17 protein-coding genes and 1 pseudogene are annotated in these 16,610 nt (G+C 71.5%); 8 read left to right on the forward strand and 10 right to left on the reverse strand.

Annotated features, from left to right (window positions below; genetic code table 11):
• Positions 1–42 precede the first annotated feature (42 nt).
• Both ACFYZA_RS06860 and ACFYZA_RS06865 read left to right on the forward strand, forming a co-directional pair.
• Complete coding sequence (locus ACFYZA_RS06860; RefSeq protein WP_388488025.1) at positions 43–1,425, forward strand: hypothetical protein; 1,383 nt, start codon at positions 43–45, stop codon at positions 1,423–1,425.
• A gap of 25 nt (positions 1,426–1,450) precedes the next feature.
• On the forward strand, positions 1,451–1,918 hold the full coding sequence (locus ACFYZA_RS06865; protein WP_388488027.1) for a hypothetical protein: 468 nt from the start codon (positions 1,451–1,453) through the stop codon (positions 1,916–1,918).
• Between the two features lie 9 nt (positions 1,919–1,927).
• Here ACFYZA_RS06865 and ACFYZA_RS06870 read toward each other — a convergent pair whose 3' ends face one another.
• The 4 genes from ACFYZA_RS06870 to ACFYZA_RS06885 all read right to left on the reverse strand — a co-directional run bounded on the left by ACFYZA_RS06870 (position 1,928) and on the right by ACFYZA_RS06885 (position 5,541).
• Positions 1,928–2,545 (reverse strand): hypothetical protein, encoded by a 618-nt coding sequence (locus tag ACFYZA_RS06870; RefSeq protein WP_388488030.1) that lies wholly within the window; start codon positions 2,543–2,545, stop codon positions 1,928–1,930.
• A gap of 109 nt (positions 2,546–2,654) precedes the next feature.
• A complete protein-coding gene (locus ACFYZA_RS06875; protein ID WP_388488031.1) occupies positions 2,655–4,490 on the reverse strand; it encodes a glycoside hydrolase family 3 protein in 1,836 nt (611 codons plus the stop codon).
• 194 nt (positions 4,491–4,684) lie between these two features.
• Entirely contained in the window at positions 4,685–5,140 is a 456-nt protein-coding gene (locus ACFYZA_RS06880; protein WP_382600451.1) for a carboxymuconolactone decarboxylase family protein, read from the reverse strand.
• A 179-nt stretch (positions 5,141–5,319) separates the two neighbouring features.
• The gene (locus ACFYZA_RS06885; protein ID WP_382600448.1) at positions 5,320–5,541 is read right to left on the reverse strand and encodes a hypothetical protein; all 222 of its coding nucleotides are present in this window, start codon (positions 5,539–5,541) and stop codon (positions 5,320–5,322) included.
• Positions 5,542–5,654: 113 nt separating this feature from the next.
• Here ACFYZA_RS06885 and ACFYZA_RS06890 point away from each other — a divergent pair, with 113 nt between their 5' ends.
• From ACFYZA_RS06890 to ACFYZA_RS06900, 3 genes are all read left to right on the forward strand, one after another.
• Entirely contained in the window at positions 5,655–6,479 is an 825-nt protein-coding gene (locus tag ACFYZA_RS06890) for a Scr1 family TA system antitoxin-like transcriptional regulator (protein ID WP_388488034.1), read from the forward strand.
• The gene (locus ACFYZA_RS06895; RefSeq protein ID WP_388488037.1) at positions 6,466–6,753 is read left to right on the forward strand and encodes a DUF397 domain-containing protein; all 288 of its coding nucleotides are present in this window, start codon (positions 6,466–6,468) and stop codon (positions 6,751–6,753) included. The genes ACFYZA_RS06890 and ACFYZA_RS06895 overlap by 14 nt, the downstream gene beginning before the upstream one ends.
• A gap of 129 nt (positions 6,754–6,882) precedes the next feature.
• Entirely contained in the window at positions 6,883–7,278 is a 396-nt protein-coding gene (locus ACFYZA_RS06900; protein ID WP_388488039.1) for a hypothetical protein, read from the forward strand.
• Positions 7,279–7,314: 36 nt separating this feature from the next.
• Here ACFYZA_RS06900 and ACFYZA_RS06905 read toward each other — a convergent pair whose 3' ends face one another.
• Entirely contained in the window at positions 7,315–8,220 is a 906-nt protein-coding gene (locus ACFYZA_RS06905; protein WP_382600440.1) for a LysR family transcriptional regulator, read from the reverse strand.
• Between the two features lie 104 nt (positions 8,221–8,324).
• On the opposite strand from ACFYZA_RS06905, the gene ACFYZA_RS06910 reads away from it, so the two are divergent.
• Positions 8,325–9,386 (forward strand): EamA family transporter, encoded by a 1,062-nt coding sequence (locus ACFYZA_RS06910; RefSeq protein ID WP_388488041.1) that lies wholly within the window; start codon positions 8,325–8,327, stop codon positions 9,384–9,386.
• On the opposite strand, the pseudogene ACFYZA_RS06915 reads toward ACFYZA_RS06910, so the two are convergent.
• The 4 genes and pseudogenes from ACFYZA_RS06915 to ACFYZA_RS06930 all read right to left on the reverse strand — a co-directional run.
• Positions 9,349–10,017 (reverse strand): annotated as a pseudogene (locus ACFYZA_RS06915) (sugar phosphate isomerase/epimerase family protein); the annotation flags it as partial. The gene ACFYZA_RS06910 and the pseudogene ACFYZA_RS06915 overlap by 38 nt on opposite strands.
• A 241-nt stretch (positions 10,018–10,258) precedes the next feature.
• Positions 10,259–11,056 (reverse strand): sugar phosphate isomerase/epimerase family protein, encoded by a 798-nt coding sequence (locus tag ACFYZA_RS06920; RefSeq protein ID WP_382600435.1) that lies wholly within the window; start codon positions 11,054–11,056, stop codon positions 10,259–10,261.
• Positions 11,057–11,106: 50 nt separating this feature from the next.
• Positions 11,107–12,261, reverse strand: coding sequence for a dihydrodipicolinate synthase family protein (locus ACFYZA_RS06925; RefSeq protein WP_388488044.1), 1,155 nt, complete (start codon positions 12,259–12,261; stop codon positions 11,107–11,109).
• Entirely contained in the window at positions 12,258–13,412 is a 1,155-nt protein-coding gene (locus ACFYZA_RS06930; RefSeq protein WP_388488046.1) for a Gfo/Idh/MocA family protein, read from the reverse strand. The genes ACFYZA_RS06925 and ACFYZA_RS06930 overlap by 4 nt, the downstream gene beginning before the upstream one ends.
• A gap of 207 nt (positions 13,413–13,619) precedes the next feature.
• Here ACFYZA_RS06930 and ACFYZA_RS06935 point away from each other — a divergent pair, with 207 nt between their 5' ends.
• Positions 13,620–14,663, forward strand: coding sequence for a LacI family DNA-binding transcriptional regulator (locus tag ACFYZA_RS06935; RefSeq protein WP_388488048.1), 1,044 nt, complete (start codon positions 13,620–13,622; stop codon positions 14,661–14,663).
• Between the two features lie 242 nt (positions 14,664–14,905).
• Here the strand turns inward: ACFYZA_RS06935 and ACFYZA_RS06940 are convergent, their stop codons facing one another.
• A complete protein-coding gene (locus ACFYZA_RS06940) occupies positions 14,906–16,048 on the reverse strand; it encodes a CapA family protein (RefSeq protein ID WP_382600427.1) in 1,143 nt (380 codons plus the stop codon).
• 239 nt (positions 16,049–16,287) lie between these two features.
• Here ACFYZA_RS06940 and ACFYZA_RS06945 point away from each other — a divergent pair, with 239 nt between their 5' ends.
• A complete protein-coding gene (locus ACFYZA_RS06945) occupies positions 16,288–16,530 on the forward strand; it encodes a hypothetical protein (RefSeq protein ID WP_382600425.1) in 243 nt (80 codons plus the stop codon).
• Positions 16,531–16,610: the final 80 nt, after the last annotated feature.

Here is a 16,610-nt window from a genome sequence, read left to right on the forward strand (position 1 = left end):
CCGGGCGTCGGCGGTCTCTTCCTGACCGCGCCCGCCGGCACGATGCCCAAGTGGCTCCGCGATTCGCGTACCGCGCTGAAGGAGACCGGCAAGGCGCTGATCGCCTACGACGAGTGGGGCAAGAACCCGGCCCGTGCGGCGGGCGGGGTCGCCTTCAACGTCCTGACGACCGTGTTCACCGGCGGTACGGGCACGGCGGCCAAGGGCGGAGCGGTCGCCAGGACCGTCTCGGCCCTGGGCAAGGCGGGCCGGGCGGTCGACCCCATGACGTACGTGTTCAAGGCGGGCGGCTTCGGCACGGTCAAGGTCCTGGACCTCTTCAAGACCCTGAAGGGCCTGCCCGCCGCCCCCTTCACGGACGGGGCCCACCTGACCGGCCCCCACATCGAATGGTCCGACGGCAGCAGACTCACCTACGCGGACGGCGAGTTCACCGTCACCCACCCCGACGGCACCACCGCCCCGGCCCCCCTCGAACTCAGCGCGGCCGACCGGACGTTGCTGGACAACCACCTCCCCCACCAGGAACCCGCGATGGCCGGCGGGCAGCCGGGAGAACACACGGCGGGACACGACGCAGGACCAGGGGCCGGTAGTCCCAGTACCTCTGGCGATCACATGTCTCATGAGAGGGCGGAGAATTGGGGTCGGGGGCCGACCGCATCTCACGGGGGAGCGGACCGTGCCGAGCCTCCAACGGGCCCTCGGAGCACACCCGTTCACGACTCGGGTGCGTCAGGCCGCCCGGCGGATGGGCGGGAGGGGGTTGCTCACCATGACGACCACCGTTCCGGAAGCTCAGGTGACGAAGCGCGTGGCCATGGGCCGGCCGAGCCAAGTGGTGATGGTTCCCACCCCGGTCATGAAGGCGAGGCGGACTCCGTACGCGCAGATCACCCCGCTGAGCCGCTGAGTGAGGGACCCGACTACACGAGGTCTGCCCTGCCTCCCGGGCAGGCTCACCTGAGTCTCGACCAACTACGACGGCTGCGCGACAAGCGCACGCGGTGGTCCGCTGCGGAGGACTACTTCCGGCAAATGCACGGTGGTGGTGCCGAACGGCACTATCCCGTACCCACCAACAGCCATCCCCTCTATCCCGTCGAGACCACCGGTGGTCGAAAAGTCGACGTCCCGGTCGATCTCCCCGACGGGCGGACGTTGGCCCTGGAAGTGAAGACGTATCAGGAATATCGGACGCTCACGCTTGACGGAGGAGGTCATCAGACGGTCAAAGTGGAGGTCCCGCTGAGCAAACACATCAGGGAACAGATCCACAAGGATCTGGCTCTGCGGCGGGCCGACCCGACGTTCGATCCCCGGTGGGTGTTCACCCATGCCGGACCGTCCGCCGAGCTGCGAAAGTATCTGACAGAGGCACGTATCATATTCGTCGAGTACGGCCCTGCCCCGAAAATGAAGTGAACTCGCACATAAAGGAATGCATCTCATGAATCAGCGGGGAGAGGATCAGGATCCTCAATCGGCGCTTCGGCAGTGGGCGGAGGGTGGGCAGCAAAATGTCCTTGAACTGGCCGACATGCTGGGCATTCCATATCAGACGTACACGCACGACCCGCTGAGCCTCATTCCGGCACTTCAGAACTATGTGTCTCGGCTTCCCTTGGGTGATTTCGAACAGTCGGACTGGGCGACGCTTCACAGTGACCTGACCTCGTACCTCGCGGATGTTCTCATCCGCCGCCATCGTGCGACGTGGCAAGTCGTGGACGATCCCAGTGGGGTTGTCGCGTTCCGCTACGTTGTCGAAGCCCGGGGTTTGGACGGGAACGTCTACCGAGTGGATCCTGCGGACGTGGTGATGGTGGAGTTCAGGGAGCTCCCGATCGAAATCGTCAGGATGCTCGCCAACGCCGAACTCACGCTGCACTTGTCGCACCGAGTAGAAAACGGATAACGCCGCAGGCTAGACCCGCCGGGCGCAGCCCACCGGGGGCTGGGGGCCGGTCAGGGTGACGTACAGGGTGGTGGACGGTGGGCACAGCGCCCTGCGGGCGACCGCCGACGCCACTCTGTGCTGGGGCGCATGTGCCCCGGACCCGTCGCACGGCGTCTCCCGCACCTGGTCGGAACCCGTCGCGTACACACAGTCGCCCACCACCGTGAAGGGCCCGCCCCCGGCCCCGGCATCCCCGGGGTGCGGGGGCTCCAGGTTCCGCATGCAGGCGTAGCCCCGGGCCACCGGGGCCCCCTCGGACACGTAGAGGACGAAGTCCGTGGCGAGGGGGCAGTCGACGGCCGCCCCCGCCGCGACCGGGCCCGCCCGGCGGACCACCACCCTCGCCCCCGCGCGCTCGCTCGTGCAGGGCACCTCGTGGAAGGACGGCGCGCTCTCCACCCCCTCGCGGGCGGCGCACCCGCCGGTGGCGAGGAACGTCGGCGTGGGGCTCGGCGTCGGAGCCGTCGTCAGGGTGACCTGCGCCGCCGTTCCCGATCCACCATCCCGGCACCCCGCCGCCCCCGCCGCCACGAGGGCGACCAGGCAGACCAGACACACCAACCAGCCCGAACCGTACGTACGCATACGTCCCCCCGGATACCGCTCAAGCTTGACCCCGTGGAGCGGGTGCGCGCCAGGCGTACAGGGGGGTTTGGGTCACTTGGGGGTGGTGCGCCGGGTCTGCGGCGTACGCCTAGTACGTCAGGCCGTGACCGATCGGGTAGAGATCTTGCGTAGGGTCGTCGGCCCGTGGCACGGCCACCGGGAGGCGGCCGCGCGGCCGGGCCCGGCCCGCCAACACCCTTACGGCCGCCCGGAGTTCGACATCCGTCCAGGAGTACGTGGCGAGCGAAGCCGCGTACCCGCTCAGGTACGCGATGTCGTACGGGTTGCGGATCGCGAGGTGGATCACCGGCACCCCGCTCGCGCCGAGCGCGGCCACCAGCCTGCTCTGCGCGCCGCCCGCCCCCGCGTTGTACGTGCCGACGAGCACCGCGTCCTGCCCGGCGGAGGCCGCCCGTACCGCCGCGTCGATCTGCGTCTGGGACGGCAGCGTGCCCGTGCTCAACACCGAGGTGCGGAAGCCGAGTTCGGTGAGGGCGCGGGCCATGACCCGGGTGGGCGGGCCGGTGGTGCCGGAGGGGGAGTCGGGGTCGGCGCCCACGATCAGGAGCCGGCGGTGGCTGCGCCGGGACAGCGGGAGCAGCCCGTGCGGGTTGGCGAGCAGCGTCGTGGTCCGCTCGGCGATGTCGTCGGCGGCGGCCAGATGCGCCCGGACCCCCACCGTCCGGTCCACGCCCCGAGCGCTGACGTACGGCCGGGCGAACAGTCCCCGGCGCTCCTTGAGCCGCAGGATCCGCAGGAGCGACTCGTCGAGGCGGGCCTCGCTCAACTCGCCGCTCGCCACCGCCGAACGCACCCCGTCGAACGCCACGTCCAGCCTGGGCGGGTCGAGGAGCTGGTCGACGCCCGCCTTCAGGGCGAGCACCGGCACCCGGTCGTCCCCGTACTTGTCGCGCACGCCCTTCATGCCGAGGGAGTCCGTGATGACCACCCCGTCGAAGCCGAGCTGCTCGCGCAGGATGCCGGTGAGGATGGGGCGCGAGAGGGTGGCCGGGTCGTTGCTCGGGTCGAGCGCGGGGAACTGGATGTGTGCCGTCATGATCGCGTCGATCCCGGCGGCGATCGCGGCCCGGAACGGCGGCGCGTCGAGGCGGTCCCACTGCTCCCGGGTGTGAGTGATCACCGGGATGCCGGTGTGGCTGTCGACGCTGGTGTCGCCGTGCCCGGGGAAGTGCTTGGCGGTGGCCGCGACCGAGGAGTCCTGGTAGCCGCGCACCTCGGCCGCGACCATGCGGGCCACGGCGGCGGGATCCGCGCCGAAGGACCTTACACCGATGACCGGGTTGGCCGGGTTGATGTTCACGTCGGCGTCGGGGGAGTAGTCCTGCCGGATGCCGATCGCCGAGAGTTCGGCACCCGAGATGCGGCCGAGCGTGCGGGCGTCTCCCGTCGAACCGCCCGCGCCGAGGGCCATCGCCCCCGGGAAGAGCGTGGCCGGCGCGCCGACCCGGCAGACCGCGCCGTGCTCCTGGTCGGTGGCGATCAGCAGCGGCAGCGGAACGCGCTGGGCGAGCCCGGCGGCCTGGATGCCGTTGGACAGGTCCGCGATCTGGTGCGGGTCGCGGGTGTTGTGCGCCCACGTGAAGTAGATGATGCCGCCGACGTGGTACTTGGCGATCAGCTCGGCCGCGTCGCGCACGCCCAGCTCGCGCAGGTTGGCGTCGATGTCCGCCTGGTCGGGGGCGGTCGCGGAGTGCCCGTAGACCCGCATGACGAAGAGCTGCCCGATCTTCTCCTCGACCGTCATGCGGGCGATGAGCGAGCGAAGACGGCGGTCGGTGCGGCTGCCGTCCGCGGCGGCGTCCGCCGCGCGGGCGGGGTGCGGGGCGCCGAACACGGTGGCGGCCGCCACGGCGGCGGTGGTGCTCAGGAGGCTGCGTCTTGAGGTGCGGTGCTGCTGTTGCACGTGCGCTCCTTCCGGCGGTGGTACCCGGCGAACCAGGAAGTGGAAGAAACTTCCAAACTGAACCGATATCCGGAAAGTTATTGTCAGTCAAGGCTATGTGCGCGAGCCGCGTCGGGGCGTGGGGGCGGGCGTCGGGGGTGGGGCGGGCGATGCGGCACACCCCCGTGGCGCGCATCGCCCCATGCTGCCCCGGGCTACCAGGCCGCCCCCGCGACCTGCCGGGTGGTGGCGTTGAGCCGGTTGAAGAGGTTGGTCACGCCGATCATGAGCACCAGCGAGGCGAGCCCCTTCTCGTCGTAGTGCCGGGCGGCCTCGTCCCAGACCTCGTCGGACACCGCGTCCGGGCGGTCGGCGAGGCGAGTCGAGGCCTCGGTCAGGGCGAGGGCCGCGCGCTCGGCGTCCGTGAAGTACGGCGCCTCCCGCCACGCGACGACCGTGGCCAGCTTGTCCTCGCTCACCCCGCCCTTGCGGGCCTGCTTGACCCCCTGGTCGATGCACGGGGCGCACCCGTTGATCTGGCTGGCCCGCAGATGCACCAGCTCCAGCGTGGACTCGTCCACCCCGCCCTCCTTGGCGGCCTTGAGCACGCCGAGGACGGCGGGCAGGGCGTTGGGGAGGACCTGGACGGGGTTCGTCATACGTGCCTGCATGGCGGTGACTCCTGTGTGTAGTGGGTGGCGTTTGCGCTCGCCTTCACCGCACTGACCGAGTGGCGCCGCGAAATGTGACAGCCTCGCCGAAATTCTTTCCGGCGCGAGGCGCGGCATGACGTACGGCTCCCACGTCCGCCCGCCGTCCTGCGACACCCGCAACGCGAGCGCCGGCCCCGCTACCAGCGCCCCCCATGCCGGACCGCCTTCTCCGTCAGCCATGCGCGTACCTCTCCCTCCTCCTGTGCGGAGGCGGTGCGCAGATCACGCGCGGCGATCGTCGCGACGAAGTACACGAACCGGACGCGCCGCCAGTCACCGTCCGTGCCGATCACCTTGCCGGGCCCGTACACGTCCGTCCCGGTGTGGGCGACGTACGCCCCCACGTCGTGGGCTCCCATCGCACTGCCTCTCACTGTGTGTGTCATTCCGCTCACAGCGTGGGGTCGCGTTCCGTACGCTGAAAAGTGCACCGAGGGTGACAACGGAGCCTGCAAGAAGGGGAGTTGATGCCATGGCCATCGAGGACAACCCCGAGTCCCGTACCAAGTACGGCGAGGAACTCCGGGCCAAGCGGGAGGCGGCCGGGTTCACGCAGGAGGAGCTCAGCCAACGTGCGGTGATGTCGCGCACGCACATCGCCCACATCGAGGCGGGGAGGCGCCGCCCGGACCCCGCCGATGCGCGGCGGCTCGATTCGGTGCTGGGGACTGGGGGGTTCTTTGAGCGGTTCCTGCCGACGTTGGACGGGCGGAAGGTTGCGGAGCACTTCGCGGAGGCGTTGGAGTTCGAGGGCCAGGCGACCGTGATTCACGACTACGCGGCGAAACTGGTGCCGGGAATCCTCCAGACGGAGGCCTACGCACGTGAGGTGCTTGCCTCCGGAGCCAGGCCGAAGAGCGACGAAGAACGTGACAGGCTACTGAGCACGCGCTTGGCTCGCGCCCGCGTTCTCGAAGACTTCCATTCGCCCGTGGTGTGGTCACTGCTGGACGAGGCGGTCCTGCGTCGCCCAATCGGCGGACCCGCAGTGATGTGTCATCAGCTGCTGCACATTGCAGCTTTGGGCGAACAGCGTCGAGTCCGGCTGCACGTCCTCCCCTTCGAGGTCGGCGCCCACTCGCTGTTGGAAGGCATCGTTTCGCTCATGTGGTTCGAGGACCTCCCTCCGATTGCGTACGTGGAAGGCCTGCGGACGGGCAGGGTTTGGGAGCTTCCGTCCGTAGTGCGCGAGTGTCAGGTGGCCTACGAGCACGCACTGGGAGACGCGCTGTCGCACAGGAAGTCCCTGGCGCTGATCAAGTCCATAGCGGAGGATTATGAGCATGAAGCGCAATGAGCACAGCATCCCTGATGCCTCCGTCCTGCCCGCTTGGCGGAAGTCCAGCTACAGCGGCGGAACGAGCGGCGATTGCCTCGAAGTCAGCGACGCCTGGCGGAAGTCCACGTACAGCGGCGGTACCAGCGGCGAGTGCCTGGAGTTCAGCGACGCCTGCTCCGCGTGCGTCCCCGTGCGGGACAGCAAGAACCCGACCGGGCCGGCCGTCGTGTTCGGGCCGACGGCCTGGACGGAGTTCGTCGGCGCGGTCAAGGGCGGCGCGCTCGGCCGCTGAGGACGTGGACCGTCGCCCTGAGCGCGGGGCGCCGGGGAGAGGGGGTCCCGAGAAGTCGCGGGGGCACCCGGCGTCTGGGTGCGATGGAACTCGGCGGGCGGTGAGCGATACGTGTGCGATGGTGCATGCGTGAATCATCTTGGCGACGTAAGCATCCGCACCCAGACGCTGCACCTCATGGCCCTCCTGGCAGCCGACACGCGAGATCAACTTGCCTGGTTGGGTGAGCGTGAGCTGGAGACGAAAGACGTCGTTGAGGACGCCGAGTTGTACTGCGGCGTTTCCGAAGAACTCGCGGAACGCGGACTCTACGAGCCCGATGATCTGCGCAACCTTCAGGAGATAGGCCGTCGTCTGGGCGGGATCGATGCCGTTGGCCGACTCGGTTTCTGGGGCGATGCCTTGGTCACAGATCCCGCGTGGGGAGACATACGGTCCCTCGCCCGACGCTTCCTCCTCACCAGGCTGGGCGACTGGCGACAGCCACTGCAACTTCCGGTGCGCCCGCTCGATGACGGTAACTGAGCAGGTCAGGGGCGTTCCTGCGATGGTGCGGCGCGCTCAGTCGCTGAGCCGGGCCCACGCCTCGTGGAGGGCGTGGATCGTGGTGGTGATCGCGGGGCGGCGGGCCGCGCCCGTGCGCCACAGGGCGTAGAGGCGGCGGGTCGGGACCGGGTCGAGGGGGAGGGCCACGACGCCCTCGGGGAGGGGGCCACGGCCGAGGCGCGGTATCAGGGCGATACCCAAACCGGCTGCTACCAACGCGAGTTGGGTGTGGTACTCGGCTGCCCGGTGGCGCAGGTACGGCTCGTGGCCGTCGGCGCGCAGGGTGCGGACGAGCCAGTCGTGGCAGACCGAGCCCGGAGGCTGGCAGATCCAGGGTTCGTGGGCGAGGTCGGCGCGGTGGATCGCGGGGCGGGACGCGAGGGGGTGGTCCGCCGGGACCAGTACGTCGCAGTGGTCGTCGCCGATGACCGCGCACTCGACGCCCTCGGGAGCGGGCAGCGGGGCGATGTCCCAGTCGTGGGCGACGGCGAGGTCGATGACGCCCTTGGCCACGAGGTCGACCGAGAGGTGCGGTTCGACTTCGGACAACCGGGTTTCCAGAGTGGGGTGTTCGCGGGCGAGGGCGGCGAGGGCCGGCGGGAGGAGTCCGCGCGCGGCCGTGGCGAACGCGCCGACCGTGAGCACCCCGGTGGGCTGCCCGCGCCGCTCTTCGAGCGTGGTCTCCGTACGCTCGATGACGTCCATCAACTCCCGTGCCGCTGCGGCGAGATGCAGTGCGGCGTCGGTCAGCGCGATGCCACGGCCCCGGCGTTCGAGCAGCGTCGTACGGGTCTCGCGCTCCAGCTTGGTGATCTGCTGGGAGATCGCGGACGGGGTGTAGCCGAGCGCTACGGCGGCGGCGGCGACCGAGCCGTGCACGTGGACCGCGTGCAGTGCGCGCAGCCGGGCGAGGTCGAGCACGGGTCCTCCCGGGTGTCGTGGCGATGACGATTAAGCAGTGCTTCCGGCCATCATCAACGAATCCGCGCTGGTGCTGAATGGTCGTGGGCCGTGATCCTCGACGCATGCGTCCCGTACACATCGCCCTCGCCGTGCTCGTCGCCGCCGTCTGGGGGGTCAACTTCGTCGTCATCGACGTGGGCCTCGGCCACTTCCCGCCGCTGCTGTTCTCAGCCCTGCGCTTCCTGGTCGCGGCGCTGCCCGCCGTGTTCTTCGTCGGGCGGCCCAAAGTCGCGTGGAAGTGGATCGTGGCGGTGGGCCTGGTGCTCGGGGTCGCGAAGTTCGGGCTGCTGTTCATCGGGATGAGCCAGGGGATGCCGGCCGGTCTCTCGTCGCTCGTGCTTCAGGTGCAGGCGGTGTTCACGGCCGTCGTGGCGATGGCCGTGCTGGGTGAACGGCTGCGCGGCGTGCGGTTGTTGGGGATGGCCGTGGCGCTCGCGGGGATCGTGGTGGCGGGGGTGGACGAGGGCTCGGGCGGGCCGCTGCTCGGCTTCGCGCTGACGGTGGGCGCGGCGGCGTGCTGGGGCGTTTCGAACGTCCTGACGCGCAGGGCGGCCCCGCCCGACGCGCTGAACTTCATGGTGTGGGTCTCCGTCGTCCCCGTACTCCCGCTGCTCGCGCTCTCCCTCCTCTTCGAGGGACCGGAGCGGGACGCCGAGGCGCTGGCCGGGTTCGACTGGAGCGGGGCGGGGGCGCTGGTGTACGTGGCGTGGATCAGCACGGTGTTCGGCTTCGGGGCGTGGGGGATGCTGCTCCGCCGCTACCCGGCCTCCTCGGTGGCACCGTTCAGCCTCCTGGTCCCGGTGTTCGGCATGTCCTCGGCGGCGGTCCTGCTGGGAGAGCCGGTGACGCCGCTGCGGTGGGGTGCGGCGGCGCTGCTGGTGGGCGGGGTGGCGCTCACGTCGCTGGTGCGGCCAGGGGGGCCGGGGCGGGCGGCGTGGACGGCGGCTGGACGCCGCCGCGACGCTGCGCGCGGGCAGGGGCTGCCTACGCCCCGGTCAGCCCCGTCAGGTACGCCCGGCCCGCCGCGAGCAGCTCCGGGAGGGCGGCGGCATCCGGGTACCAGCGCTTCTCGTACTCCCAGCACAGCCAGCCGTCCGGCGGGAGCAGGGCGACGCACTCGGTGAGGGGGAGTACGCCGGTGCCGAGGGGGAGGGGAGTGGTGTCCTCGGCGGAGGCGATGTCCTTCACCTGGGTGTAGCCGAGGTGGGGCGCGAGATGGGCGAACGACTCGGCGGGGGTCTCGCCGCCGAGCCAGGTGTGCATGACGTCCCAGAGGGCGCCGACGCCCTTCCTGTTCACGCGGTCCAGGAGGGCCGCCGCGGCTGCGCCGGTGCGGTGGGAGTCGTGGGTCTCCAGGAGGATCCGTACGCTGCTGTCCTCCGCCAACTGGGCTGCCTCGGTGAGCTGTTGTACGGCCCTGTCCTCGGCCTCCGCGGTGCCGTCGCCGCCGGGGAACACGCGGACGCAGCTCGCGCCCAGGTCGTGGGCGAGCGTTACGAGCTCGGGCAGCTCGTGGGGGGCCAGGGGGTGGGTGACCTTCGCGTAGCCCGCGATGGTGAGGATCTCGATGCCGTGGGCCTCGAACTCCCTTCTGGTGGCGGCCCGTTCACGCATCCCGATGCCGGGGTGTACGGGTTCCTCGGGGTGGGCCCGTAGTTCGACGCCCTGGTATCCGGTGGCGGCGGTGAGGCGGGCCACGTCCGGCATGGGCATGCGGGGGAGGCCGAGGGTGGAGAGGGCGATTTTGGGGGGCATGGGGGTCCTTTCTGCTGGGGGGATTTTTTCCCCACCCCGCCCCTTCCCGAGACCCTCCGGGGGTGGATGAGGGGTGGGATGGGACTTCCGGGGCTGCGCCCCGGGTCCCCTGGCTCGTCTGCGGACCGTGCGTGGCTGGTCGCGCGGTTCCCCGCGCCCCTAGCAGGATCGGGTGCGGGCCGGCACGAGCATCCCTAAGGCGTGAACGCGGTCCGGGGCGGAGCCCCGGCGGGGCCAGGGGCTATCCCAGGAGCTCCGTGAAGCGGGACGCCGTGTCGGCCAGCAGGGCGACCCCGTCCTCCGCCCACAAGGCGTCGCTGAACAGCTCGACCTCCACCGGCCCGGAATACCCCGCAAGCTCCACGAGCGACGCCCACCACGCCAGGTCGATGGACCCCGTCCCCAACTGACCCCGGCCGTTCAGTACGCCCGCGGGCAACGGCGTTACCCAGTCAGCGAGTTGGAAGGAATGGATGCGCCCGGCCGCCCCGGCCCGCACCACCGCTCCCGGCGCCGCGTCGTCCCACCACACGTGGTACGTGTCGACCACGACTCCCACCTGGGAAGGGGGAAACGCCGACGCCAGGTCGAGCGCCTGGTTCAGGGTGGACACCACGCAGCGGTCCGAGGCGAACATCGGATGCAGGGGCTCGATCGCCAGCCGCACCCCCCGCGCCGCCGCGTACGGCCCGAGCGAGGCCAGCGCCTCGGCCACCCGCTCCCGCGCGCCCGCGAGGTCCTTGGATCCGGCCGGGAGCCCGCCCGACACCAGGACCAGGGTGTCCGTGCCCAGCGTTGCCGCCTCGTCGATCGCGGCGCGGTTGTCGGCGAGGGCGGCGGCGCGGGCAGCCGGCTCGACGGCGGTGAGGAAGCCCCCTCGGCACAGCGTGGTGACGTCGAGCCCCGCGTCCCGCACCAGCTTCGCCGACGCTTCGAGCCCGTACGCCGCCACCGGCTCCCGCCACAGGCCGACCCCGCGCACCCCGAGCCGTACACACGCGTCCACCAGCTCCGGCAGGGAGAGCTGCCTCACCGTCATCTGGTTGATGCTGAAGCGCGATGACGGCGGCTGCGTCGAAGCCGAAGGGGTCATTGGGGGACTCCGGATACGTTCAGAAGGGATGCCATGCGGGCTGCGGCCAGCGCGGGATCGGGGAACAGGCCGATCCCGTCGGCCAGTTCGTACGCCCGCGCCAGGTGAGGCAGCGACCGCGCCGACTGGAGGCCGCCGACCATCGTGAAGTGCGACTGGTGGCCCGACAGCCACGCCAGGAACACAACTCCCGTCTTGTAGAAGCGGGTCGGGGCCGCGAACAGATGGCGGGACAGCTCGACGGTCGGGTCGAGGAGGGCGCGGAAGGCGGCCGTGTCCCCCTTGTCCAGAACGCGTACCGCTTCCGCCGCCAGCGGGCCAAGCGGGTCGAAGATGCCCAACAGGGCGTGACTGAAGCCCTGTTCGTCACCCGCGATCAGTTCGGGATAATTGAAGTCGTCGCCCGTGTAGCACCGTACGCCGTCCGGCAGGCGGCGCCTCAGCTCGACCTCGCGGCGGGCGTCCAGGAGGGACACCTTGATGCCGTCGACCTTGTCGGGCCGCGCGGCGATGACCTCCAGGAAGGTCTCCGTCGCCGCGTCCAGGTCGGACGAGCCCCAGTAGCCGTCGAGCGCCGGGTCGAACATCGGGCCCAGCCAGTGCAGGATCACCGGTCCGGACGCCTGGCGCAGGAGGTCGGCGTAGACCGCCACGTAGTCCTCGGGGGAGCGGGCCGCCGCCGCCAGGGCCCGCGAGGCCATCAGGACCGGCTGGGCCCCCGCGTCCTCGACCAGGGCGAGCTGCTCCTCGTAGGCCGACCGCACCTGGGCCGCATCGCCTGCGGAGGTGAGCTGATCCGTGCCCACCCCGCACGCGATCCGGCCGCCAACCGCCCTGGCCTCGGCGGCACTTCGCCTGATCAGCTCTGCCGCCGCGGGCCAGTCCAGGCCCATGCCGCGCTGGGCGGTGTCCATCGCCTCGGCGACCCCGAGACCGTGCGCCCACAGGTGGCGGCGGAAGGCGAGCGTCGCCTCCCAGTCGATGGCGGCGGGGGAGTCCGGGGAGACGTCCGCGTACGGGTCCGCCACGATGTGCGCCGCCGAGAAGACCGTACGGGAGAGGGGAGTTGGGCCGGGGGAGAGGGAAAGCGGCGTCGAGCGCGGCTCGTACCGCCTCGTCGTGCCGTCCGGGGACGGGAGCCGCAGCGTCACAGCGTGACCTCCGGGACGTCGAGGCGGCGGCCCTCCGCGCTGGAGCGCAGGCCCAGCTCGGCGAGCTGGACGCCGCGCGCCCCGGCGAGCAGGTCCCAGTGGTACGGCTCGTCGAGCACGACGTGCCGCAGGAACAGCTCCCACTGCGCCTTGAACCCGTTGTCGAACGTGTCGTTGTCCGGCACTTCCTGCCACTGCTCACGGAATCGCTCGGTGGCCGGGAGATCCGGGTTCCAGACCGGCTTCGGGGTCGAACTGCGGTGCTGGACACGGCAGTTGCGCAGGCCCGCCACCGCCGAGCCCTCGGTGCCGTCCACCTGGAACTCGACGAGCTCGTCGCGGTTGACCCGTACCGCCCAGGAGGAGTTGATCTGCGCGACCGCGCCGCCCTCGAGCTGGAAGATCCCGTACGCGGCGTCGTCGGCGGTCGCCGGGTAGGCCTCGCCCTGTTCGTCCCAGCGGCGTGGGACGTGGGTGGCGGCGTGCGCGGTCACCGAGGTGACCCGGCCGAACAGCTCGTGCAGGACGTACTCCCAGTGCGGGAACATGTCCACGACGATGCCGCCGCCGTCCTCGCGGCGGTAGTTCCACGACGGGCGCTGCGCGGACTGCCAGTCGCCCTCGAAGACCCAGTAGCCGAACTCGCCCCGCACGGACAGGATCCGGCCGAAGAACCCGCCGTCGATCAGGCGCTTCAGCTTCAGCAGCCCCGGCAGGAAGAGCTTGTCCTGCACGACGCCGTGCTTGACGCCGGCGTCGCGCGCGAGCCGGGCCAGGCCCAGCGCGCCGGACAGGCCGGTGGCCGTGGGCTTCTCGGTGTAGATGTGCTTGCCCGCCGCTATGGCCTTGCCGAGCGCCTCCTCGCGCGCCGACGTCACCTGGGCGTCGAAGTAGATGTCGATGCCCGGGTCGGCGAGGACCGCGTCCAGATCGGTCGAATACTCGGTCAGGCCGTGCTGGTCGGCCATCGCCTTCAGCGCGTGCTCGCGCCGGCCGACCAGGACCGGCTCGGGCCACAGCGTGGTGCCCCCGCCGAGGCCGAGGCCGCCCTGCTCGCGGATCGCGAGGAGGGAACGTACGAGGTGCTGGCGGTAACCCATGCGTCCGGTGACGCCGTTCATGGCGATCCGCACGGTCCTGCGTTCCGTCATGTGATCCCTCCGGGGGCGAGCTGGTACGGGGTGTGTGCCCGGTGGTGCGCGGGCGGGCACGGCTGTGCGGAAAGCGCCCGGAACCTGGGAGAATGCTGATAGCAAGCGCTTTCTACTGGGCAGGACGCTAGCCTGCGCACAGCGCCTCGGACAAGAGGCCGAAAGCTTGAACGGCGCGAACGCGGTCCGACCGGTGCGGAGGCAGAGATGACAGCGACCCTGGCGGATGTGGCGGCCCGGGCCCAGGTGTCCCCGGCGACGGTCTCGCGCGTCCTCAACGGCAACTACCCGGTGGCCGCGGCCACCCGGGAGCGGGTGCTGCGCGCGGTCGACGAGCTGGACTACGTCCTGAACGGGCCCGCGAGTTCACTCGCCGCGGCCACCTCCGACCTGGTCGGCATCCTCGTCAACGACATCGCCGACCCGTTCTTCGGCATCATGGCCGGCGCCGCCCAGGCGGCGATCGGCGAGGAGCGCGGAGCGCGCGAGAAGCTCTCCGTCATCTGCAACACGGGGGGCTCGCCGGAGCGCGAACTCACCTATCTGACACTGCTCCAGCGCCAGCGCGCGGCCGCCGTGATCGTGACGGGCGGGGCCCTTGAGGACCCGGCGCACCAGGCGGCCGTGGGTGCGAAGCTCGCGCGGCTCGCGGACGCGGGCACCCGGATCGTGCTGTGCGGACGGCCGCCGCTGCCCGGCGACAGCGTCACCGCGACGCTCGCCTTCGACAACCGGGGCGGCGGCAGGCGCCTGACCGAGCACCTCATCGGCCTCGGCCACCGCCGGATCGGTTACGTCGCCGGGCCCACGGAACGCACCACGACGCGGCACCGCCTGGAGGGCCACCGGGCCGCCCTGGAGGCGGCGGGCCTCGCGCTCGACCCGCTGGTGGTGCACGGGTCCTACGACCGCAGGTCCGGGTACGACGCGGCGCTCGAACTCCTGCGTCGGGAGCCGGAGTTGACGGCCGTGGTGGCCGCCAACGACACGGTTGCGCTGGGGGCGTGCGCGGCGCTGCGGGACCGTGGGCTCTCCGTCCCCGGAGACGTGTCGGTGGCCGGGTTCGTGGACCTGCCGTTCAGCGCGGACGCGGTGCCGGCGCTGACGACGGTGCGGTTGCCGCTGTACGAGGCGGGGGCCCGGGCGGGCCGCCTCGCCCTCGGCCTCGAACCGGCCCCGCCGGGCGGGATCGCCACGGTCCACGGGGAGTTGATGGTGCGGGGGTCCACGGCGGGTCCGCGCATTCTTTGAGGCCCGCCTCCCGGGCCGCGGGCCGACGTCCCGGGGTTCCGCCCCGGGCCCCATGGGTTCGGCTGCGGGCCGTGCGTGGCCGGTCGCGCAGTTCCCCGCGCCCCTAAAGGCATTGGTGCGGGCCAGTGCAGGCATACCCAGCCCGTCATGGGGGTCCCCCCTGGCCCTTGAGGCCTTGGGGGAGTTCGAGGACGAGCGCCGTTCAGGCGCGAACGGGGGTCTGGGGGCGGAGCCCCCAGGGATCAGCCCCGTGGCCCCGGGGCCAGCGCCGTGCATCCCCGTAGGGAGGCCAGCCGGTCGGTGACGGACTTCGCCGCCGCCCCCGACTGGGGCATGGGCACCCCCCGCCCGTCCACCACCGCAGGAGCGAAGGCCTGCTTCACGACCTTGCCGTGCGCGATCGTCAGCGTCGCGATCCCGCTGTCGTTGGAGCGGGGATACGGCGACGTCCCGTACCAAAGCAGGTTCCCCAGGCCGTAGTTGACGTACGACTTGCCCAGCATCCCGGAGCCCAGCATCACGTGCGCGTGCGTACCCACCACCGCCGTCGCCCCCGCCGCCGACAGCTTCGCGGCGATGGACTTCTGCTCGGGTCCGGGGCAGGACTGCCCCTCGGTGCCCCAGTGCAGATACACCACGACGACGTCCGCCTCCGCCTTCGCCCGCTTCACCGCCGCGATCAGCTTCGTCTGGTCCAGCGCGGACGCTATGCCCGGCTTCTTCGGACCGGCGCGGAACTTGTCGTTCGTCAGGTCCATCACCTGGCTCGCCGCGACGACGGCGAGCCGCACCCCACGGATGTTCTTGACGTACGGCTTGTACGCCTCGGCCTCGTTCGCGCCTATGCCGAGCACCGGTATGGGGGCGTGGTGGACGGCGTCGAGGGTGTCGGCCAGGCCGGCGGGGCCGTAGTCGACGGCGTGGTTGTTGGCCATCGACACCGCGTCCACGCCCGACTCCTGGAGCGCGGTCAGGGCGCTGGGCGGGGTGCGGAAGTGGTAGAGCTTCGGCTCCGCCGCGCCCCGCGTCGTGATCGCGGTCTCCAGGTTGACCATCGCGAAGTCCGCGGCCGCGACGGTCTTGGACAGCGGGCCGAGGGCCGGGTCCGCCGGGGTGGAGTTCAGGCGGGGCGCGGTCCGCTCGGTGAAGTGGACGTCGCCGCCGAACGCGAGGGTGATCGTGCCGGGCGGCAGGTCCGGCGTGGGCTGGGCCGTGACGGCGACCGCCGCCTCGGGGCTCGCCGGGGCGGACTGAACGGCTACGGGTGCGGCCGATGGCGACCCGGAGCACGCGGCGGACGCCAGCAGGACGCCGAGGGCCAGGGCGGATGCCTTGGCGGCGGCGGTGTGACGCGAGTGAGCCCTGGGGCGGGCGGGGGCGGGCATGCGCGTCAGGGTATTCGCGCGGGTGTGCGGGCCCGGGCCGGGGGTGGGCTACGCGGCCGCCCCCGGCAGAAACCCCGCCGGGACGCCCTCGACGGGAACCGCCACAGACCCACGCCGCCCGGCTCCGGGAGGTGCTCGGCGAGGTACGCCAGTGGCGCCCGGGTGACGGGGGACGTGGGAAGTGGGGAGGATGGGGGAAGGGATGCGGTGACGGGGCACGATCACGAACGGAGGCGGTCATGGCAGGTTTTCTCGACCGGGCCAAGGAGCAGGCGCAGAGCGCGCTCAACCAGGGCAAGCAGAAGGTGGACGAGGTCCAGCAGCAGCGGGCCGGCAACGACCTGCTGAAGCGGCTCGGCGCGGCCTACTACGCCGAGCGGCACACCGGCGGCACACCGGCCGACACGCAGTTGGCCCTCGCGGCCCTGGAGGCACACATCGCCGCCCACGGCGACGCGTTCCTGCACGGGACGACGGGCTGACCACCGGTTCCGCCCCGGGCCCGCCGCGCCACTTCGGCCGCGGCGGCCCGGGGCGGAGCCGTTGCCGCTGAAGCCGCCCC

Origin of the sequence: Streptomyces sp. NPDC001828, from assembly GCF_042892175.1 — a bacterium.
Lineage (GTDB): Bacteria > Actinomycetota > Actinomycetes > Streptomycetales > Streptomycetaceae > Streptomyces.